The following is a 16,153-nucleotide window of genomic DNA, read 5'->3' on the forward strand; positions in this document are numbered from 1 at the left end:
TGGTACTTCATCTCCATGAAAAGTGTCAGACGATTAGCAGCTGCGACTGCCCTCAGCACAGGCATTGGCCTTGCGGGGCTGGGCGCGGCGAGCGTTGCTGAAGCAATTCCCGGGCCAGCCGGACCGATGCCGGGTGACTGGTGTCCCGGGCAGTTCTGGGACCCGGGCTGGGGTAACAACTGGGACTGGAACAGCTGCCACGGCGGCGGTCCGGGCTGGCAGCCGAACGGCGGCCCCGGCCCGGGCCCCATCGGGCCCAACGGCATGCCCAACGGCGGGCCCGGCCCCGGGCCCTTTGTGCCCAACGGTCCGGGCGGTGGCGGCCCCGGCGGCTGGGGCGGTGGCCACGGCGGCCACTGACCTGACGTACCCGGAGCGGTCGCTTCGGCCCGCTCCGGGCCCGGGTTGTGGTGAAAACGCAGACCCCCAGCTAGAACGCACTTTTACCCGATAAAGCCGCATCTTCGACGGGTGAGTGCAGCCGCTCGTAGGGGACGCCTGCACTATCCTGGCGGGCTATGTGCGGAATCGTCGGCTACGTCGGGCATCAGCCTGCCCTGGATGTCGTCGTCGACGCACTGCGCCGGATGGAGTATCGCGGTTACGACTCGGCCGGAATCGCGCTGGTCGACGGGGACGGTGACCTTACCGTCCGACGCCGGGCCGGCCGGTTGGCCAACCTGGAGAGCGCGCTCGCCGAGACCGACCCCGACTCGCTGCGCGGCACCACCGGTCTGGGGCACACCCGCTGGGCGACCCACGGCCGTCCCACCGACCGCAACGCCCACCCGCACCGCGACGCGGCCGGCAAGATCGCCGTCGTCCACAACGGCATCATCGAGAACTACGCGCCGCTGCGCCACGAGCTGGAAAGCGCCGGCGTCGAGTTTGCCAGCGACACCGACACCGAAGTGGCGGTCCACCTGGTCGCGCGCAACTATCACCACGGCGACACGGCCGGGGATTTCACCGCTTCGGTGCTGGCCGTGCTGCGCCGCCTCGAGGGGCACTTCACGCTGGTGTTCACCAGCGCCGACGAGCCGGGCACGATCGTCGCGGCGCGGCGCTCGACACCGTTGGTGGTCGGCATCGGTAAGGGCGAGATGTTCGTCGGCTCCGACGTCGCCGCATTCATTGGCCACACCCGCGACGCCGTCGAGCTCGGCCAGGACCAGGCCGTCGCGATCACCGCCGACGGCTACCGGATCACCGACTTCCACGGCAACGACGTGACCACGAGTGCTCGTGCCTTCCACATCGACTGGGACGTGGATGCCGCCGAAAAGGGTGGCTACGAGTACTTCATGCTCAAGGAGATCGCCGAGCAGCCCACCGCGGTCGCCGACACGCTGCTCGGGCACTTCGTCAACGGCCGTATCGTCCTGGACGAGCAGCGCCTCAGCGATCAGGAACTGCGCGAGATCGACAAGGTGTTCATCGTCGCCTGCGGCACCGCGTACCACTCCGGGCTGCTGGCCAAGTACGCCATCGAGCATTGGACGCGATTGCCCGTCGAGGTCGAGCTGGCCAGCGAGTTCCGCTACCGCGACCCGGTGCTGGACCGCAGCACGCTCGTCATCGCGATCTCGCAGTCGGGGGAGACCGCCGACACCCTGGAAGCCGTCCGGCACGCCAAGGAGCAAAAGGCCAAGGTGCTGGCGATCTGCAACACCAACGGCTCGCAGATTCCCCGCGAATGCGACGCGGTGCTCTACACCCGTGCCGGCCCCGAGATCGGCGTCGCGTCGACCAAGACGTTCCTCGCGCAGATTGCCGCCAACTATCTGGTTGGGCTGGCACTGGCGCAGGCGCGCGGCACCAAGTACCCCGACGAGGTCGCGCGCGAATACCGCGACCTGGAAGCGATGCCGGACCTGGTGGCCCGCGTCATCGCCGACATCGAACCCGTTGCCGCGCTGGCTCACCGATTCGCGCAGGCATCGACGATCCTGTTCCTCGGGCGTCATGTCGGCTACCCGGTGGCGCTGGAAGGCGCGCTGAAGCTCAAGGAGCTGGCGTACATGCACGCCGAGGGTTTCGCGGCCGGCGAGCTCAAACACGGCCCGATCGCGCTGATCGAAGACGACCTGCCGGTGATCGTGGTGATGCCGTCACCGAAGAGCTCGGCGATGCTGCACGGCAAGCTGCTGTCCAACATCCGCGAGATCCAGACCCGCGGCGCGATCACGATCGTGATCGCCGAGGAGGGCGACGACACCGTTCGTCCCTACGCCGACCACTTGTTCGAAATACCGTCGGTGTCAACGCTTTTGCAGCCGCTGCTCTCGACCATCCCGATGCAGGTGTTTGCCGCCTCGGTGGCGCAGGCCCGCGGCTACGACGTCGACAAGCCGCGCAACCTGGCCAAGTCGGTCACCGTCGAGTAATCGAGGCGCTTCGCCCGTTTGGTCACGGGGCTAGCAGCCGTGAACTAAATTGCCCTGACAGGCGCGCATTCTCGGAATGCCGGTGGGGGCGTTCATAGATGGGGGGCCAAACGCGTGCGACCTATGCTCAAGAGAGTCGGCATCGTCGGTTTTGTCGTGCTGATCCCCGTGGCCTACGTCTCGTTGAACGCGCTCTATGCCGACACCGTCGAAGGTGTCGCCGCAGCCAACCTGACCGACGAGCCAGAGTCGCCCGCTCACAGTAAGGCGACTCTGACCGTCGAAGAGATGCAGTCGAATTACGGTGCGGTATCGGCGAATCTGGCTGTGTCGCTCGGCGCTGACCTGCTCGACCCCGTCACGCACCGGCTTAACCAGGACCTCGTCATCAGAGTCAGATCGTCAGCCGTACCTAGTGCCCGCCAGTACACCAAAGGCGTGCTGCCCGGGGTCTTTCCCGTACCGCTGACCCTTGCCGGCCACGTCGAGCGATGGCCGTTCGACCTGTACCATTCCGGGCCGATCGAAGTACAACTCTTCCACGGCAACGAAACTGGCAAGCCACCGGAACTCATACCGGTGAGATTTATCGACCATCTGTCGGGGTTCAAAGTCTCTGCGGCGAAACCCGGTGCGCAGCAGGTGTACCGGATGAGCGTCAAGCGAGCGCGCAGCACTGCGTTGTTCGGCATCGTCATCTGCTCCGTGCTTGTCAGTGTTGCCGCGCTGGGCATGTTCGTGGCCATCCAGACGCTGCGCGACCGGCGAAAATTCCAGCCGCCCATGACGACGTGGTACGCGGCGATGCTCTTCGCGGTGGTTCCGCTGCGCAACGCGCTTCCCGGCTCGCCGCCGTTCGGCGCGTGGATCGACGTGTCGATAGTGCTGTGGGTGATCGTCGCTTTGGGCGCGGCCATGCTGCTCTACATCGTCTGCTGGTGGCGGCATCTGAGGAACGACGCGGTCGGCGTATCGGGCGGGCCGGTGACGCAGTTATGAAATTCGGTGTGATCAGCGTCGTGGTGGCCGTCGTTGCGATCTACATCGGGTCGATCGTGCTGTATGCCCACGGCGCCGCGGTGCACCACCAGGCGGAAGTCGCTGCCCCCGGCGATAAGACGACGGCCATCATCTCGGTGGAGGACATCCAGTCGAATTACAGCGTCCTGCTCGTCAACCTCGCCATTTCGCCGGCCTCCTCACTGTTGGATCCGCAGACGAAGCACATCACCGAGGACATGAGCGTATGGGTCCGGTCGGCGGCAACGCCTACCCGCCGCACCTGGACGAAAGGAATGCTCCCCGGTGTCTTTCCGGTGCCGCTGACCATCGCCGGGGAAACCGAGCGGTGGCCTTTTGACACGTACCGTTCGGGTCCGATCGAGGTCCAGTTGCTGCACGGCGGCGAAAACGGCACACCCGAACCGCTGCCGGTCACCATCGTCAACCACCTGCCCGGCTGGAAAGCTGTCGCCACCGACGGGCAGGCGGCCGGGTCCCAACACGTGACCATGCGCCGCTCGCTTTCCGCGGCGACGTTCGGCATCGTCATCTGCGGCGTGCTGGTGGCGATTGCGTTTCTGGGCCTGTTCGTTGCTATCCAGACCCTGCGCAACCGCCGAAAGTTTCAGCCGCCGATGACGACGTGGTACGCGGCGATGCTCTTTGCGGTGGTTCCCTTGCGCAATGCGCTGCCTGGCTCGCCACCCTTCGGGGGCTGGGTAGACGTGACGGTGGTGCTGTGGGTGATCGTCGCCTTGGTGGTGTCCATGCTGATCTACATCACTTGCTGGTGGCGACATCTGAGGCCCGACGCCGCAGCGCCGGATGCCCCGGTCACCGTCGAGCAGAAGTCCGGATGACGAACGCGGACCAGTCCGGCTCACGGGTGGCGGCCCAGTACTCGTTGAGGCGCCACGGGCTGACCGTGTGAATCTCGCCGTCGGCATTCTTGAAGTACGAGTGCTTGACTTTCGGGTGCGCCCACACCATCTGCTTGATCTCGTGCTGGGTGCGCTGATGCCAGTCCGCCGCCGCCTCGGCCGTCGGCTCGATCGAATGCACCTTGGGGTCAGCCAGTTTCGCTAGGCAGCTGTTGATGTAGCGCATCTGTAGTTCGGAGTTGAAGATCAGGCTGCCGCCGTGGGCGAGATGGGCGCCCGGCCCGTAGATGACGAAGAAGTTGGGGAACTGAGGAACGGTGATGCCCAGGTAGGCGAACGGCTTGCTGCCCCAGACCTCATGCAGGTCGACCCCGTCGCGGCCGGTGATCGTCATCGGCCACAACACGTCGGTGTGACGAAAGCCGGTGGCGTACACGATGATATCGACATCGTGGGTCTCGCCGTCGTCGGTCACGACACCGTCGGCGCTGATCTGCTGGATCGGGGTGCGGACCAGGTCGACGTTGTCGCGCCGCAGCGTGCGCAGCCAGCTGCCGTTGTCCTGCAGGGTGCGTTTGCCGGTGGCCGGATAGTCCGGGAGGACCTTGGCGAGCAACTCCTCGTCGCCGTCGACCTGACCGGTGATCCAGTCGGTGAACATGATTCGGGCGATGGCGTTGATCTCGCTGACGGCGTTGTCCTGGTCGGCGTAGTCCGGATCGACCCGCGCGGCGTCGAGTCCCTTGTCCGAGCCGGGCCATAACACCAGGAATCGGTACCAGCGGCCGTAATAGGGGAGGTGCTCCATCGCCCAGCGCACGCCGTCGCCGACCTCGTCGTGATACATCGCGTTGGGAAACATCCACTGCGCGGAGCGCTGAAACACGGTGAGATGCTCGACGTGGTCGGCGATGGCCGGCGCGATCTGGAAGCCGCTGGCGCCGGCGCCGATCAGCGCGACGCGCTTGCCGGTGACGTCGACGGAGTGATCCCATGCCGCGGAGTGAAACGCTCGCCCGCGAAAAGTCTCCGCTCCGGGGAACTTTGGCATGTGCGGGCGGTTGAGCTGGCCGACGGCGGTGATGAGCGCGCGCGCCTTGATCGTGGTCAGGCCCTCGTCGTCTTCGCGCGAGGTGATCGTCCACAGGCCGTCTTCGTCATCCCATTCGACCGAGATGACCTCGCAGCGCCAGCGCACGTGGTCGTTCAGGTGATACTTGTCCATCACGCCGTCGAAATAGCTCTGGAGTTCGGGCTGCTCGGCGAAGAAGTGAGACCACTCGTTGCTGGGTTCGAAGCTGTAGCAGTAGAAGTGGTTGGCGACATCGACACGTGCGCCCGGATAGCTGTTCTCCCACCACGTGCCACCGGGCCCGGCGTTCTTCTCCAGGATGGTGAACGGAATGTTGGCCTGCTGCAAGCGAATCCCGGCCAGGATTCCCGATTCGCCGCAGCCGATGACCACCACCGGAATCTGGGCGGCGCGGTCGGAGTCCAGCGGCTCCGGGCGGCGCGGATCGACGCCGTCCAGGTCCATCTCCTCGGCGAGCAGTGGCAGGTAGTCGTCGGGCACGGTCTCGCAGACCGCCCAGTCCATCATTTCTTTGATGAGCTCCGGGGGCAGCGGGGCAGGCTCCGGACAACCGCGGTCGCGATAATCGGCGATCACCGGCAACGCCTCGGCGCGGGCGCGGGCCTTGTCCTCTTCGGACATGAAGCCCTGGACCTCGTTGAGGAAAATTCCGGCGGGCTTGAAGTCGCGCACGAAACGAGGGTCGCCGCTGAGGTGCACCAGCGACAGCAGCAGCGTGGGAATGCTGACTTGCTCGAGCGCGGCGGCAATGTCGGTGTCGGAGGTGGTGAAAGGTTGGCCCGCGTAACGGCTGCGCACCAAGGGGGATCCTTTCGCATCATCGATGAGCGCCTGCGGCGGAAGCAGGAATTACGATACGCAGGGTTTCGTAATTGGAATTCAACGATACGCGCGGCGTCGCACCGGATCAAGGGCGGTCGTGTCAAGGTGGACGGCGTGAGCCGAGTGTGGCGATTCGTTCGCAATGCGCCGCTGACGTACGTGTGGCTGATCGTGCTGCTGGGAACGACGATCTATCAGCGTCGGATGGGGGAGCGCCAGCTGCGCGAGTTTCTGGTGCACTACTCGACCAATATCCGCCACTTGGCCACCGACCCGCTGGGCGCACTGTTCGAGAGTCTGCTGTGGGTCGAGGGCCGCTACTGGGCGCCGTATCTGGTGCTGTTCACGTTGTTTTTGGCACCCGCCGAGCACTGGCTGGGACAAATGCGTTGGCTGACAGTCGGATTGACGTGCCACGTCGTCGCCACCTACGTCAGCGAGGGCTGGCTGTACCTGTCGATCCAGTACCACGACGCGCCGGAGCGAATGGTCCGCGCCACCGACATCGGGGTCAGCTATTTCCTGGTCGGCGTGGCCGCGGTGCTCGCCTATCGTGTTGCCCCGCCGTGGCGCTGGGGGTACCTCGCTGTATTGATCGCCTTCTACCTGGCCCTGCTGATCACGCAGTTCAACTTCACTGCGATTGGCCATTTCTCGGCGATCTTCATCGGGCTGATGTTCTACCCGATGGTCCGACGACGGCCTGCTACTACTGTCGGGTCGCACTCACATAGCTGAATCCGGCGAAGTTCTTGGCCTCGTCGTCGCTGGGAGTCGCGACGGAAAGCCCGTGCGACGCAACGAGTTCCGCAGCGCCACGGGCCGACACATCCCAGCCGTGGCTGCCCAGGTATTCGACCACGTCGTTGCGATCGCCGCCGTACCACAGGTCGGTCATTTCCACGTCGAAGCCGTGCTTGCGCCACGCCTCGGTGGACTTCCTCATCCGGTCGGCCATCTCCGGCACGGCCTGGCCGGCGTTTGGCATGTTCTCCGTCGCCAACCGGCTGCCTGCGGCGCTGAGCTGGGTGATGTTGTCCAGCAACGCATCCTGGGCCTCCGGCGGCAGGAATGGCAGCAAGCCTTCGGCGCTCCAGACGGTCGGCCGAGTGGGGTCCAGGCCGGCGCCGCGCAGCGCGGTGGGCCAGTCGTCGCGCAGGTCGATCGCCACCGCCCGCAAATCGGCGGTGGGGTCGGCGCCGAGCTCGCTCAGCGTTGTCGCCTTGAACTCGACGACCGTGGCTTGGTCGATCTCGTACACGGTGGTCCCGTCCGGCCAGGGGAGCCGATAGCCGCGCGCGTCCAACCCGGACGCCAGGATCACGGCCTGACGAATTCCGGCGTCGGCCGCCTCGAGAAAGAAGTCGTCGAAGAAGCGGGTGCGCACGGCCATCATGTCGCCCATCCGCGCCAACCCGAACTCGCCGCCGTCGTCAACGTCGCTTGCGGCCAGCTCACCGGTGGCCACCCGGGTGAAGAAGTCGACCCCGACCGCGCGCACCAGCGGCTCGGCGAAAGGATCGTTGATCAGCGGGTTCTCCGCCCGGTTCGCCAACGCGCGGCCCACCGCGACGCCGGTCGCCGTCGCGCCTACGCTGGTAGCCAGATCCCAGGTGTCGTTGTCAGTGCGTGCCATGTCCACCCCTCTGCGATATTTAGCCTGTTTAATCGACTGTACGCGCGTTGCGAGACCCGTAATCTGGGCACAATGCGGCACTACTACTCGGCTGACGCGATCCGTGACGCCGAGGCACCGCTGTTGGCCAGCCTGCCCGACGGCGCGCTGATGGCTCGTGCCGCCTACGGGTTGGCGACCGCGATCATCGCCGAGTTGACCACCCGCACCGGGCAACTCGCGGGGCGACGGGTGTGCGCGGTCGTCGGATCCGGGGACAACGGCGGCGACGCGTTGTGGGCCGCGACGTACTTGCGCCGCCGCGGGGTGGCCGCCGACGCGATCCTGCTCAAGCCGGAACACACCCACCAGAAGGGCCTGGCCGCCTTCCTCAAATCAGGCGGTCACGTCGTCGAAAGCGTCGACCCGTGGACCGATCTGGTGATCGACGGGGTCGTGGGCATCTCGGGCTCGGGACCGCTGAGGCCGGATGCCGCCGAAGTGTTCAAAACCGTGCACGCGCACGGCATTCCGGTGGTGGCCGTCGACATCCCCAGTGGCGTCGACGTCGCGACCGGCGCCATCGGCGGCCCGGCCGTGGATGCCGCACTGACGGTGACGTTCGGCGGGCTCAAGCCCGTCCACGCGCTGGCCGACTGCGGGCGGGTGCAGCTGGTCGACATCGGGCTCGACCTGCCGGACACCGACATCCTCGGCTTCGAAGCGGGCGACGTCGCGGCACGCTGGCCGATCCCGGGACCCCACGACGACAAGTACACCCAGGGCGTCACCGGGGTGATGGCCGGCTCGTCGACCTACCCGGGTGCCGCGGTCCTGTGCACCGGCGCGGCCGTCGCAGCAACGTCCGGAATGGTTCGCTATGCCGGCAGCGCACACAGCGAAGTGCTGGCGCATTGGCCCGAGGTGATCGCGTCGCCGACCCCGGCGGCGGCCGGTCGCGTGCAGGCCTGGGTCGTCGGGCCCGGGCTCGGCACCGACGAAACCGGTGCTGCCGCACTATGGTTCGCACTCGAGACGGACCTGCCGGTGCTGATCGACGCCGACGGGCTGACCATCCTCGCGGCGCACCCCGACATGCTCGCCTCCCGTCGCGCTCCGACGGTGCTGACACCGCATGCCGGCGAGTTCGCCCGATTGGCCGGCTCACCGCCGGGCGACGACCGCGTCGGCGCGACCCGCAAACTCGCCGACGCGATGGGCGCCACGGTGTTGTTGAAGGGCAACGTCACCGTCGTCGCCGACCCCGGTGGCCCCGTCTACCTCAACCCGGCCGGGCAGTCCTGGGCGGCGACAGCGGGATCCGGCGACGTGCTGTCCGGGATGATCGGCGCGCTGTTGGCCGCGGGTCTGCCCGCCGCCGAAGCCGCGGCCGCGGCGGCGTTCGTGCACGCCCACGCCGCGGCGCTGTCGGCCGCCGACCCGGGACCCGGCGCAGCCCCGACCTCGGCGTCGCGCATCCTCGCCCACATCCGCACCGCGTTAGCGAGCCTTTAGAGAGGAAGGCCAATGCCACAACACCCGTCTTTGCCCGCCCACTCCATCGCGCCTGCCTACACCGGCCGCCTGTTCACGGCGCCGGTGCCCGCGCTGCGACTCCCCGAGGAGTCGATGGACCCCGACGCCGCCTACCGGTTCATCCACGACGAGCTGATGCTCGACGGCAGTTCGCGGCTGAACCTGGCGACCTTCGTCACCACCTGGATGGATCCCCAGGCCGGCCGGCTGATGGCGGAAACGTTCGACAAGAACATGATCGACAAGGATGAATACCCCGCGACCGCGGCCATCGAGCAGCGCTGTGTGTGTATGGTCGCCGACCTGTTCCACGCCGACGGTCTGCGTGACGACGATCCGTCCAGCGCGACGGGGGTGTCGACGATCGGGTCCAGCGAAGCGGTGATGCTCGGCGGGCTGGCGCTCAAATGGCGGTGGCGCGAGAAGGTCGGCAAAGACTGGAAGGGCCGCACGCCAAACCTGGTGATGGGCTCCAACGTCCAGGTGGTCTGGGAGAAATTCTGCCGCTACTTCGATGTCGAGCCGCGCTACCTGCCGATGGAGGAGGGCCGCTACGTCATCACGCCGGAGCAGGTGACCGATGCCGTCGACGAAGACACCATCGGCGTGGTGGCGATCCTCGGCACCACCTACACCGGGGAGCTCGAGCCGATCGCGGAAATCTGCGCCGCGCTGGACAAATTGGCGGCCGGCGGCGGCGTCGATGTGCCCGTCCACGTCGACGCGGCTAGCGGCGGATTCGTGGTGCCGTTCCTGCATCCCGAGCTGAAGTGGGACTTCCGGTTGCCCCGCGTGGTGTCGATCAACGTCAGCGGGCACAAATACGGCCTGACCTATCCCGGGGTGGGCTTTGTGGTGTGGCGCAGCGCCGAGCATCTGCCCGACGATCTGGTGTTCCACGTCAACTACCTGGGTGGCGACATGCCGACGTTCACGCTGAACTTCTCCCGGCCGGGCAATCAGGTGGTCGGTCAGTACTACAACTTCCTGCGGCTGGGCCGCGAGGGCTACACGCAGGTGATGCAGACGCTGTCGCAGACGGCGCGCTGGCTGGGCGAGCAGTTGCGGGTGGGAGACCACTGCGAGCTGATCTCGGACGGCTCGGCGATCCCGGTGGTGAGCTTCCGGCTCGCCAAGGACTGCGGGTACACCGAATTCGACGTCTCGCATGAGCTACGCGGATACGGCTGGCAGGTGCCGGCCTACACCATGCCCGACAACGCCACGAACGTCTCGGTGCTGCGCGTCGTCGTGCGGGAAGGGCTCTCGGCCGACCTGGCCCGCGCGTTGCACGACGATGCGCGCAGCGCGCTGGCCTCGCTGGACAAGCTGAAGCCGGGCGGGCACTACCAGGCCGAGCACTTCGCGCACTGATATTCGTCGAGAGTGCAACTCGCGGCTCATCGGCCGAGCAATAGCGCTGGTACCGCACTTTCGCGGCATTTTCCGCGCTTCTGGGACAATGGCGGCCGTGCCCGCAACGCCCATCTCCCTGACGCCTGGTGTGCTCGCCGAGTCCGTCGTGGATCTGGGCGCCATCCAGCACAACGTGCGGGTGTTGCGCGAGCACGCGGGTAGCGCGCAGGTGATGGCCGTGGTCAAGGCCGACGGCTATGGCCACGGCGCCGTCGAGGTGGCCAAGGCCGCGCTGGCCGCGGGTGCCGCCGAACTGGGTGTCGCCACCGTCGACGAGGCACTGGCGCTGCGTGCCGCGGGCATCACCGCGCCCGTGTTGGCCTGGCTGCATCCGCCCCGCCTCGACTTCGGTCCCGCGCTGCAGGCCGACGTGCAGATCGCGGTGTCCTCGGCGCGGCAACTCGACGAGCTGCTCGACGCCGTCCGTCGCACCGGGCACACCGCCGCCGTGACGCTCAAGGTGGACACCGGCCTCAACCGCAACGGTGTCCCGCTGGCGCAATATCCGTCGATGCTCGATGCGCTGGCACCCGCCATCGCCGAGGATTGCATTCGGCTGCGCGGCATCATGTCGCACATGGTGCACGCCGACCAGCCCAACAGTCCGATCAATAACCTTCAGGCGCAACGGTTTACCGACATCGTGGCGTTGGCGCGCGAGAAGAAGGTGCCATTCGACGTCGCGCACCTGTCAAACTCCTCGGCGACCATGTCGCGACCCGACCTGGCCTTCGACATGGTCCGTCCCGGCATCGCAGTGTATGGGCTGAGCCCGGTGCCGACATTGGGCGACATGGGTCTGATACCGGCGATGACGGTGAAATGCTCTGTTGCACTGGTGAAATCAGTTCACGCCGGCGAGGGCGTGTCGTATGGGCACACCTGGATCGCGCAGCAGGACACCACCGTGGCCCTGATGCCGATCGGCTACGCCGACGGTGTCTTCCGGTCACTGGGCGGACGGCTCGAGGTGCTGATCAACGGCCGCCGTCGCCCCGGCGTCGGTCGCATCTGCATGGACCAGTTCCTCGTCGACCTGGGTCCCGGCCACGTCGACGTCAGCGAAGGCGATGAGGCGATCCTGTTCGGGCCGGGCACCCGCGGGGAGTCCACCGCGCAAGACTGGGCAGATCTGCTCGACACCATCCACTACGAAATCGTGACCAGTCCGCGCGGTCGCATTGTGAGAACCTATCGCGAGGCTGAAAAGCATTGAGCGAAAAACATATTGACGGCTTCCATATCGGCAGGCCGGGGCGGGGACGTTGGCTGGCCGGCGCCGCCGGTCTCGGCGCGATCGGCACCATCGCCGGTGCCACCGCGGCCCGTTCGATGCTCAGTCGGCGGGCGGTGATCAACGACCCGTTCGAGCACGAGGACTTCGAGTTGCTGGACGGCGACCGCGCCTATCTGGTCACCACCCCCGACGGCGTGCACCTTGCCGTGCGCGAGGTCGGGCCCACCGACGCGCCCTTGACCGTCGTGTTCGCCCACGGCTTTTGTCTTCGCATGGGAGCCTTCCACTTTCAGCGGATGCGGCTGTCCGAGGAGTGGGGTTCCCAGGTCCGGATGATCTTCTACGACCAGCGCGGTCACGGCCGCTCCGGGGAGGCGCCGCCGGAGACCTACACGATCTCCCAGCTTGGCAAGGACTTGGAGACCGTGCTGCAGGTGATCGCGCCGCGCGGCCCGATCGTGCTGGTCGGCCATTCGATGGGCGGGATGACGGTGCTGTCGCACGCCCGGCAATTCCCGGAGCAGTACGGAAGTCGGATCACCGGGGCGGCGTTGATCTCATCGGCGGCCGAAGGGGTCGCTAAGTCGCCGCTCGGTGAAGTGCTGAACAATCCTGCGCTGGAGGCGGTTCGGCGCGCTGCGCGGACGGCGCCCAAACTGGTCGATCGTGGCCGCGCCGCCGCGCGTTCGGTGATCGGACCGGTTCTGCGGGCGGCGTCGTATACCGACAAGCGGGTCAGCCCGAGCATTGCGGCGTTCTCGGAGAAGATGATGCTCGGCACGCCGATCGCGACCATGGTCGAGTTTCTGCACGCCCTGCAGGTGCATGACGAGACGGCGGCGCTGCCGACGCTGGCCAAGATTCCGACACTGATCGTCTGCGGCGACCGTGATTTGGTCACGCCGGCCGAATACTCGAGGAAAATGTCGGCGGCGTTGCGGCAATCCGAGTTGGTCATCGTCGCCCGCGCGGGCCATCTCGTCTTGCTGGACAAGCCGGCGTCGGTCAGTGACGGGTTGGTGCGGCTGGTAAAGCGTGCCAGTCCGGGCCGATTCACGGTGTTCAGTCAGCGGCTGCGCGAACGGGTCATGCGCCGTGACTGACGCGGGCATCGCAACACTGCCGACAGTGGAAGACACCGTCGCCCTGGGCTCGCAGCTCGGTGGCCAGTTACGTGCGGGCGACGTCGTCGTGCTCTCCGGCCCGCTCGGTGCCGGGAAGACGGTGCTGGCCAAAGGAATTGCCGCGGCGATGGACGTCGATGGCCCGGTGACCTCGCCGACGTTCGTGCTGGCCCGGGTGCATCCGGCGCGGCGCGACGGCGCCCCGGCGATGATTCACGTCGACGTCTACCGCCTACTGGAGCACACCGGAGCCGACCTGCTCGACGAGCTGGAGAGCCTGGATCTCGACACCGAACTCGACGACGCCGTGGTCGTGGTGGAGTGGGGCGAAGGCCTGGTCGAACGACTGTCCGACCGGCATCTCGACGTCCGTTTGGAGCGAATCAGCAACTCCGACACCAGGACTGCGACGTGGCAATGGAGCCGACCATGAGTCGTCTGGTGCTGGCCATCGACACGTCGACGCCCGCGGTCACCGCAGGGATCGTCGCCGACGGCGAACTGCTGGCCGAGCGGGTCAGCGTCGACGCGCGTGCGCACGCCGAACGGATCACCCCGAATGTGTTGGCCGCGTTGGCCGATGCGGGCCGCTCGATGGCCGACCTCGACGCGGTGGTGGTCGGTTGCGGCCCCGGCCCATTCACCGGGCTGAGGGTCGGGATGGCGACCGCGTCGGCCTATGGACACGCGCTCGGCATTCCGGTGTACGGGGTGTGCAGCCTCGACGCCATCGGCGGCCAGACCAGCGGCGAGGCATTAGTGGTCACCGATGCCCGTCGACGCGAAATCTATTGGGCCCGTTACCGTGACGGCGTCCGCGTCGGTGGCCCGGCGGTCAGTGCGCCAGCCGACGTCGATGCCGCGGGAGCGCAGTCGATCGCCGGTTCGCCCGAGCACGCCGCACCGTTCGGGCTGCCGTGTGTTGAACCGTCGTATCCCAATTCGGTGGGCCTGGTTGCCTCGGTGGACTGGTCGCGGCCGCCGGATGCGTTGGTGCCGCTGTATCTGCGACGGCCGGACGCCAAGACGCTGGCCGAGCGGGGTGCTCAGTGACTGTCACCATCGGCCGCCTCGCCAAAGACGACGCACGCCGGTGCGCCGAGTTAGAAGCCCTGCTGTTTCCCGGCGACGACCCGTGGCCGACAGTCGCATTCGTCCGCGAGCTCGCCGCCGACCACAATCACTACGTGGCCGCGCGCGACGAGGACACCCTGGTCGGCTACGGCGGCATCTCCAGGCTGGGCCGCACGCCGCCGTTCGAGTACGAAATCCACACCATCGGCGTCGATCCCGCCTACCAGGGCCGCGGCATCGGCCGGCGGATGCTCGATGCGCTGCTGGAGATCGCCGCGGACTCCGTCGTGCATCTGGAGGTCCGCACCGACAACGAGCCGGCGATCGCGCTGTACCGCAGCGTCGGGTTCACCGAAGTGGGCGTGCGGAAGCGGTACTACCGGATCAGCGGCGCCGACGCGTACACCATGCGACGGGAGGCTCAAGCCGAATGACCACGATCCTGGCGATCGAAACATCCTGCGACGAAACAGGAGTCGGCATCGCCCGACTCGACGATGACGGGACCGTGACACTGTTGGCCGACGAAGTGGCCTCCAGCGTCGACGAACACATCCGCTACGGCGGCGTCGTGCCCGAGGTCGCCTCGCGCGCTCACCTGGAGGCGCTCGGGCCGGCGATGCGCCGCGCGCTGGACACCGCCGGCCTGCAGAAGCCCGACATCGTCGCGACCACCATCGGGCCGGGCCTGGCGGGTGCCCTGCTGGTGGGAGTGGCGGCGGCCAAAGCCTATTCGGCCGCCTGGGATGTGCCGTTCTACGCGGTCAACCATCTGGGCGGCCACCTGGCGGCCGACGTCTACGAGCATGGGCCGTTGCCCGAGAGTGTGGCGTTGCTGGTGTCCGGTGGCCACACCCACCTGCTGCACGTCCGTTCGCTCGGTGAGCCGATCGTCGAGCTGGGCAGCACCGTCGACGACGCCGCGGGGGAGGCCTACGACAAGGTGGCCCGGCTGCTGGGGCTGGGCTACCCGGGCGGCAAGGTGCTCGACGACCTGGCGCAGACCGGTGACCGAGAGGGGATCGTGTTTCCGCGCGGCATGACCGGGCCGCGCGACGAGCCGCACGCGTTCAGCTTCTCCGGGCTGAAGACCGCGGTGGCGCGCTACGTCGAAAGCCACCCCGACGCCTCGACCGCCGACATCGCCGCGGGATTTCAGGAGTCGGTGGCCGACGTGCTGACCATGAAAGCCGTCCGAGCCGCCACCGAGTTGGGGGTGTCCACCCTGCTCGTGGCCGGCGGCGTGGCCGCCAACTCGCGGCTGCGGGAGCTGGCCGCTCAGCGCTGCGAGGCGGCCGGCCTGACGCTGCGCATCCCGCGGCTGCGGCTGTGCACCGACAACGGAGCGATGATCGCCGCGTTCGCCGCGCACCTGGTGGCCGCCGGAGCGTCGCCGTCCCCGCTGGATGTGGCCAGCGACCCAGGACTCCCGGTAGTAAAAGGCCAAGTCGCCTAAAGCACCAGCCCAACCTTGAGTGCTAGCACTCGCATGTATAGAGTGCTAGGTGGCAATCGGACAACCCGCGCGTCGGCACCCGCGACGACGACGCGTCGGCACGGATGAAAGCCGAAACACCTGGTAAATCGGGGCAACCGCCCCGGACTTGACTAACTAAGTGGAGGGCTCCAATCGTGGCGAGCGTGAACATCAAGCCACTCGAGGACAAGATCCTCGTACAGGCCAACGAGGCCGAGACCACGACCGCATCCGGTCTGGTCATTCCCGACACCGCTAAGGAAAAGCCCCAAGAGGGCAAAGTCGTCGCCGTCGGCCCCGGCCGGTGGGATGACGACGGCTCGAAGCGGATTCCGCTGGACGTGTCCGAGGGCGACACCGTCATCTACAGCAAGTACGGCGGCACCGAGATCAAGTACAACGGCGAGGAGTACCTGATCCTGTCGGCACGCGACGTGCTGGCTGTCGTCAACAAGTAAGTACGTGAGTCCCGCCCCGGAGCTTCCCGTT

At 67.1% G+C, this 16,153-nt stretch carries 16 protein-coding genes; 14 read left to right on the forward strand and 2 right to left on the reverse strand.

What is annotated here, in order from left to right; all coding sequences use genetic code 11:
• The first annotated feature begins 126 nt into the window (after positions 1-126).
• From A5658_RS27790 to A5658_RS25495, 4 genes are all read left to right on the forward strand, one after another.
• Positions 127-360, forward strand: coding sequence for a hypothetical protein (locus A5658_RS27790; protein ID WP_231997453.1), 234 nt, complete (start codon positions 127-129; stop codon positions 358-360).
• A 158-nt stretch (positions 361-518) separates the two neighbouring features.
• Positions 519-2,387: a glutamine--fructose-6-phosphate transaminase (isomerizing) gene (gene glmS / locus A5658_RS25485; protein WP_067342012.1), complete on the forward strand. Its 1,869-nt coding sequence runs from the start codon at positions 519-521 to the stop codon at positions 2,385-2,387.
• 123 nt (positions 2,388-2,510) lie between these two features.
• Complete coding sequence (locus tag A5658_RS25490; RefSeq protein WP_067342014.1) at positions 2,511-3,386, forward strand: DUF4436 domain-containing protein; 876 nt, start codon at positions 2,511-2,513, stop codon at positions 3,384-3,386.
• Entirely contained in the window at positions 3,383-4,249 is an 867-nt protein-coding gene (locus tag A5658_RS25495) for a DUF4436 domain-containing protein (protein WP_067342016.1), read from the forward strand. The genes A5658_RS25490 and A5658_RS25495 overlap by 4 nt, the downstream gene beginning before the upstream one ends.
• Here the strand turns inward: A5658_RS25495 and A5658_RS25500 are convergent.
• Positions 4,224-6,161: an NAD(P)/FAD-dependent oxidoreductase gene (locus A5658_RS25500; RefSeq protein ID WP_067342018.1), complete on the reverse strand. Its 1,938-nt coding sequence runs from the start codon at positions 6,159-6,161 to the stop codon at positions 4,224-4,226. The two genes, A5658_RS25495 and A5658_RS25500, sit on opposite strands and share 26 nt — an antisense overlap.
• A gap of 129 nt (positions 6,162-6,290) precedes the next feature.
• Here A5658_RS25500 and A5658_RS25505 point away from each other — a divergent pair, with 129 nt between their 5' ends.
• Positions 6,291-6,923 carry a rhomboid-like protein gene (locus tag A5658_RS25505; protein ID WP_231997444.1) on the forward strand — a complete coding sequence of 211 codons (633 nt, stop codon included), beginning with the start codon at positions 6,291-6,293 and terminating at the stop codon, positions 6,921-6,923.
• Here A5658_RS25505 and A5658_RS25510 read toward each other — a convergent pair.
• Positions 6,895-7,821 (reverse strand): class I SAM-dependent methyltransferase, encoded by a 927-nt coding sequence (locus tag A5658_RS25510; RefSeq protein ID WP_067342244.1) that lies wholly within the window; start codon positions 7,819-7,821, stop codon positions 6,895-6,897. The genes A5658_RS25505 and A5658_RS25510 overlap by 29 nt on opposite strands.
• Positions 7,822-7,893: 72 nt before the next feature.
• Between A5658_RS25510 and A5658_RS25515 the strand changes: the two genes are divergently transcribed.
• The 9 genes from A5658_RS25515 (at position 7,894) to groES (ending at position 16,122) form a co-directional block, all read left to right on the forward strand.
• Positions 7,894-9,315 carry a bifunctional ADP-dependent NAD(P)H-hydrate dehydratase/NAD(P)H-hydrate epimerase gene (locus tag A5658_RS25515; RefSeq protein WP_067342020.1) on the forward strand — a complete coding sequence of 474 codons (1,422 nt, stop codon included), beginning with the start codon at positions 7,894-7,896 and terminating at the stop codon, positions 9,313-9,315.
• Between the two features lie 12 nt (positions 9,316-9,327).
• Positions 9,328-10,710 carry a glutamate decarboxylase gene (locus A5658_RS25520; RefSeq protein WP_067342022.1) on the forward strand — a complete coding sequence of 461 codons (1,383 nt, stop codon included), beginning with the start codon at positions 9,328-9,330 and terminating at the stop codon, positions 10,708-10,710.
• A 97-nt stretch (positions 10,711-10,807) separates the two neighbouring features.
• Positions 10,808-11,968 (forward strand): alanine racemase, encoded by a 1,161-nt coding sequence (gene alr, locus A5658_RS25525; RefSeq protein WP_197503224.1) that lies wholly within the window; start codon positions 10,808-10,810, stop codon positions 11,966-11,968.
• Entirely contained in the window at positions 11,965-13,092 is a 1,128-nt protein-coding gene (locus A5658_RS25530; protein ID WP_231997445.1) for an alpha/beta fold hydrolase, read from the forward strand. The genes alr and A5658_RS25530 overlap by 4 nt, the downstream gene beginning before the upstream one ends.
• Entirely contained in the window at positions 13,085-13,546 is a 462-nt protein-coding gene (tsaE, locus tag A5658_RS25535; protein ID WP_067342026.1) for a tRNA (adenosine(37)-N6)-threonylcarbamoyltransferase complex ATPase subunit type 1 TsaE, read from the forward strand. Before A5658_RS25530 ends, tsaE begins: the two co-directional genes overlap by 8 nt.
• A complete protein-coding gene (tsaB, locus tag A5658_RS25540) occupies positions 13,531-14,166 on the forward strand; it encodes a tRNA (adenosine(37)-N6)-threonylcarbamoyltransferase complex dimerization subunit type 1 TsaB (protein ID WP_369830571.1) in 636 nt (211 codons plus the stop codon). The genes tsaE and tsaB overlap by 16 nt, the downstream gene beginning before the upstream one ends.
• A complete protein-coding gene (gene rimI, locus A5658_RS25545; RefSeq protein WP_067342028.1) occupies positions 14,163-14,621 on the forward strand; it encodes a ribosomal protein S18-alanine N-acetyltransferase in 459 nt (152 codons plus the stop codon). The genes tsaB and rimI overlap by 4 nt, the downstream gene beginning before the upstream one ends.
• Positions 14,618-15,643 (forward strand): tRNA (adenosine(37)-N6)-threonylcarbamoyltransferase complex transferase subunit TsaD, encoded by a 1,026-nt coding sequence (tsaD, locus tag A5658_RS25550; protein ID WP_067342030.1) that lies wholly within the window; start codon positions 14,618-14,620, stop codon positions 15,641-15,643. The genes rimI and tsaD overlap by 4 nt, the downstream gene beginning before the upstream one ends.
• Before the next feature lie 176 nt (positions 15,644-15,819).
• Entirely contained in the window at positions 15,820-16,122 is a 303-nt protein-coding gene (gene groES / locus A5658_RS25555) for a co-chaperone GroES (RefSeq protein ID WP_067342032.1), read from the forward strand.
• The last annotated feature ends 31 nt before the right edge of the window (positions 16,123-16,153 follow it).

It is taken from the genome of Mycobacterium sp. 1245111.1, assembly GCF_001673405.1.
GTDB lineage: Bacteria > Actinomycetota > Actinomycetes > Mycobacteriales > Mycobacteriaceae > Mycobacterium.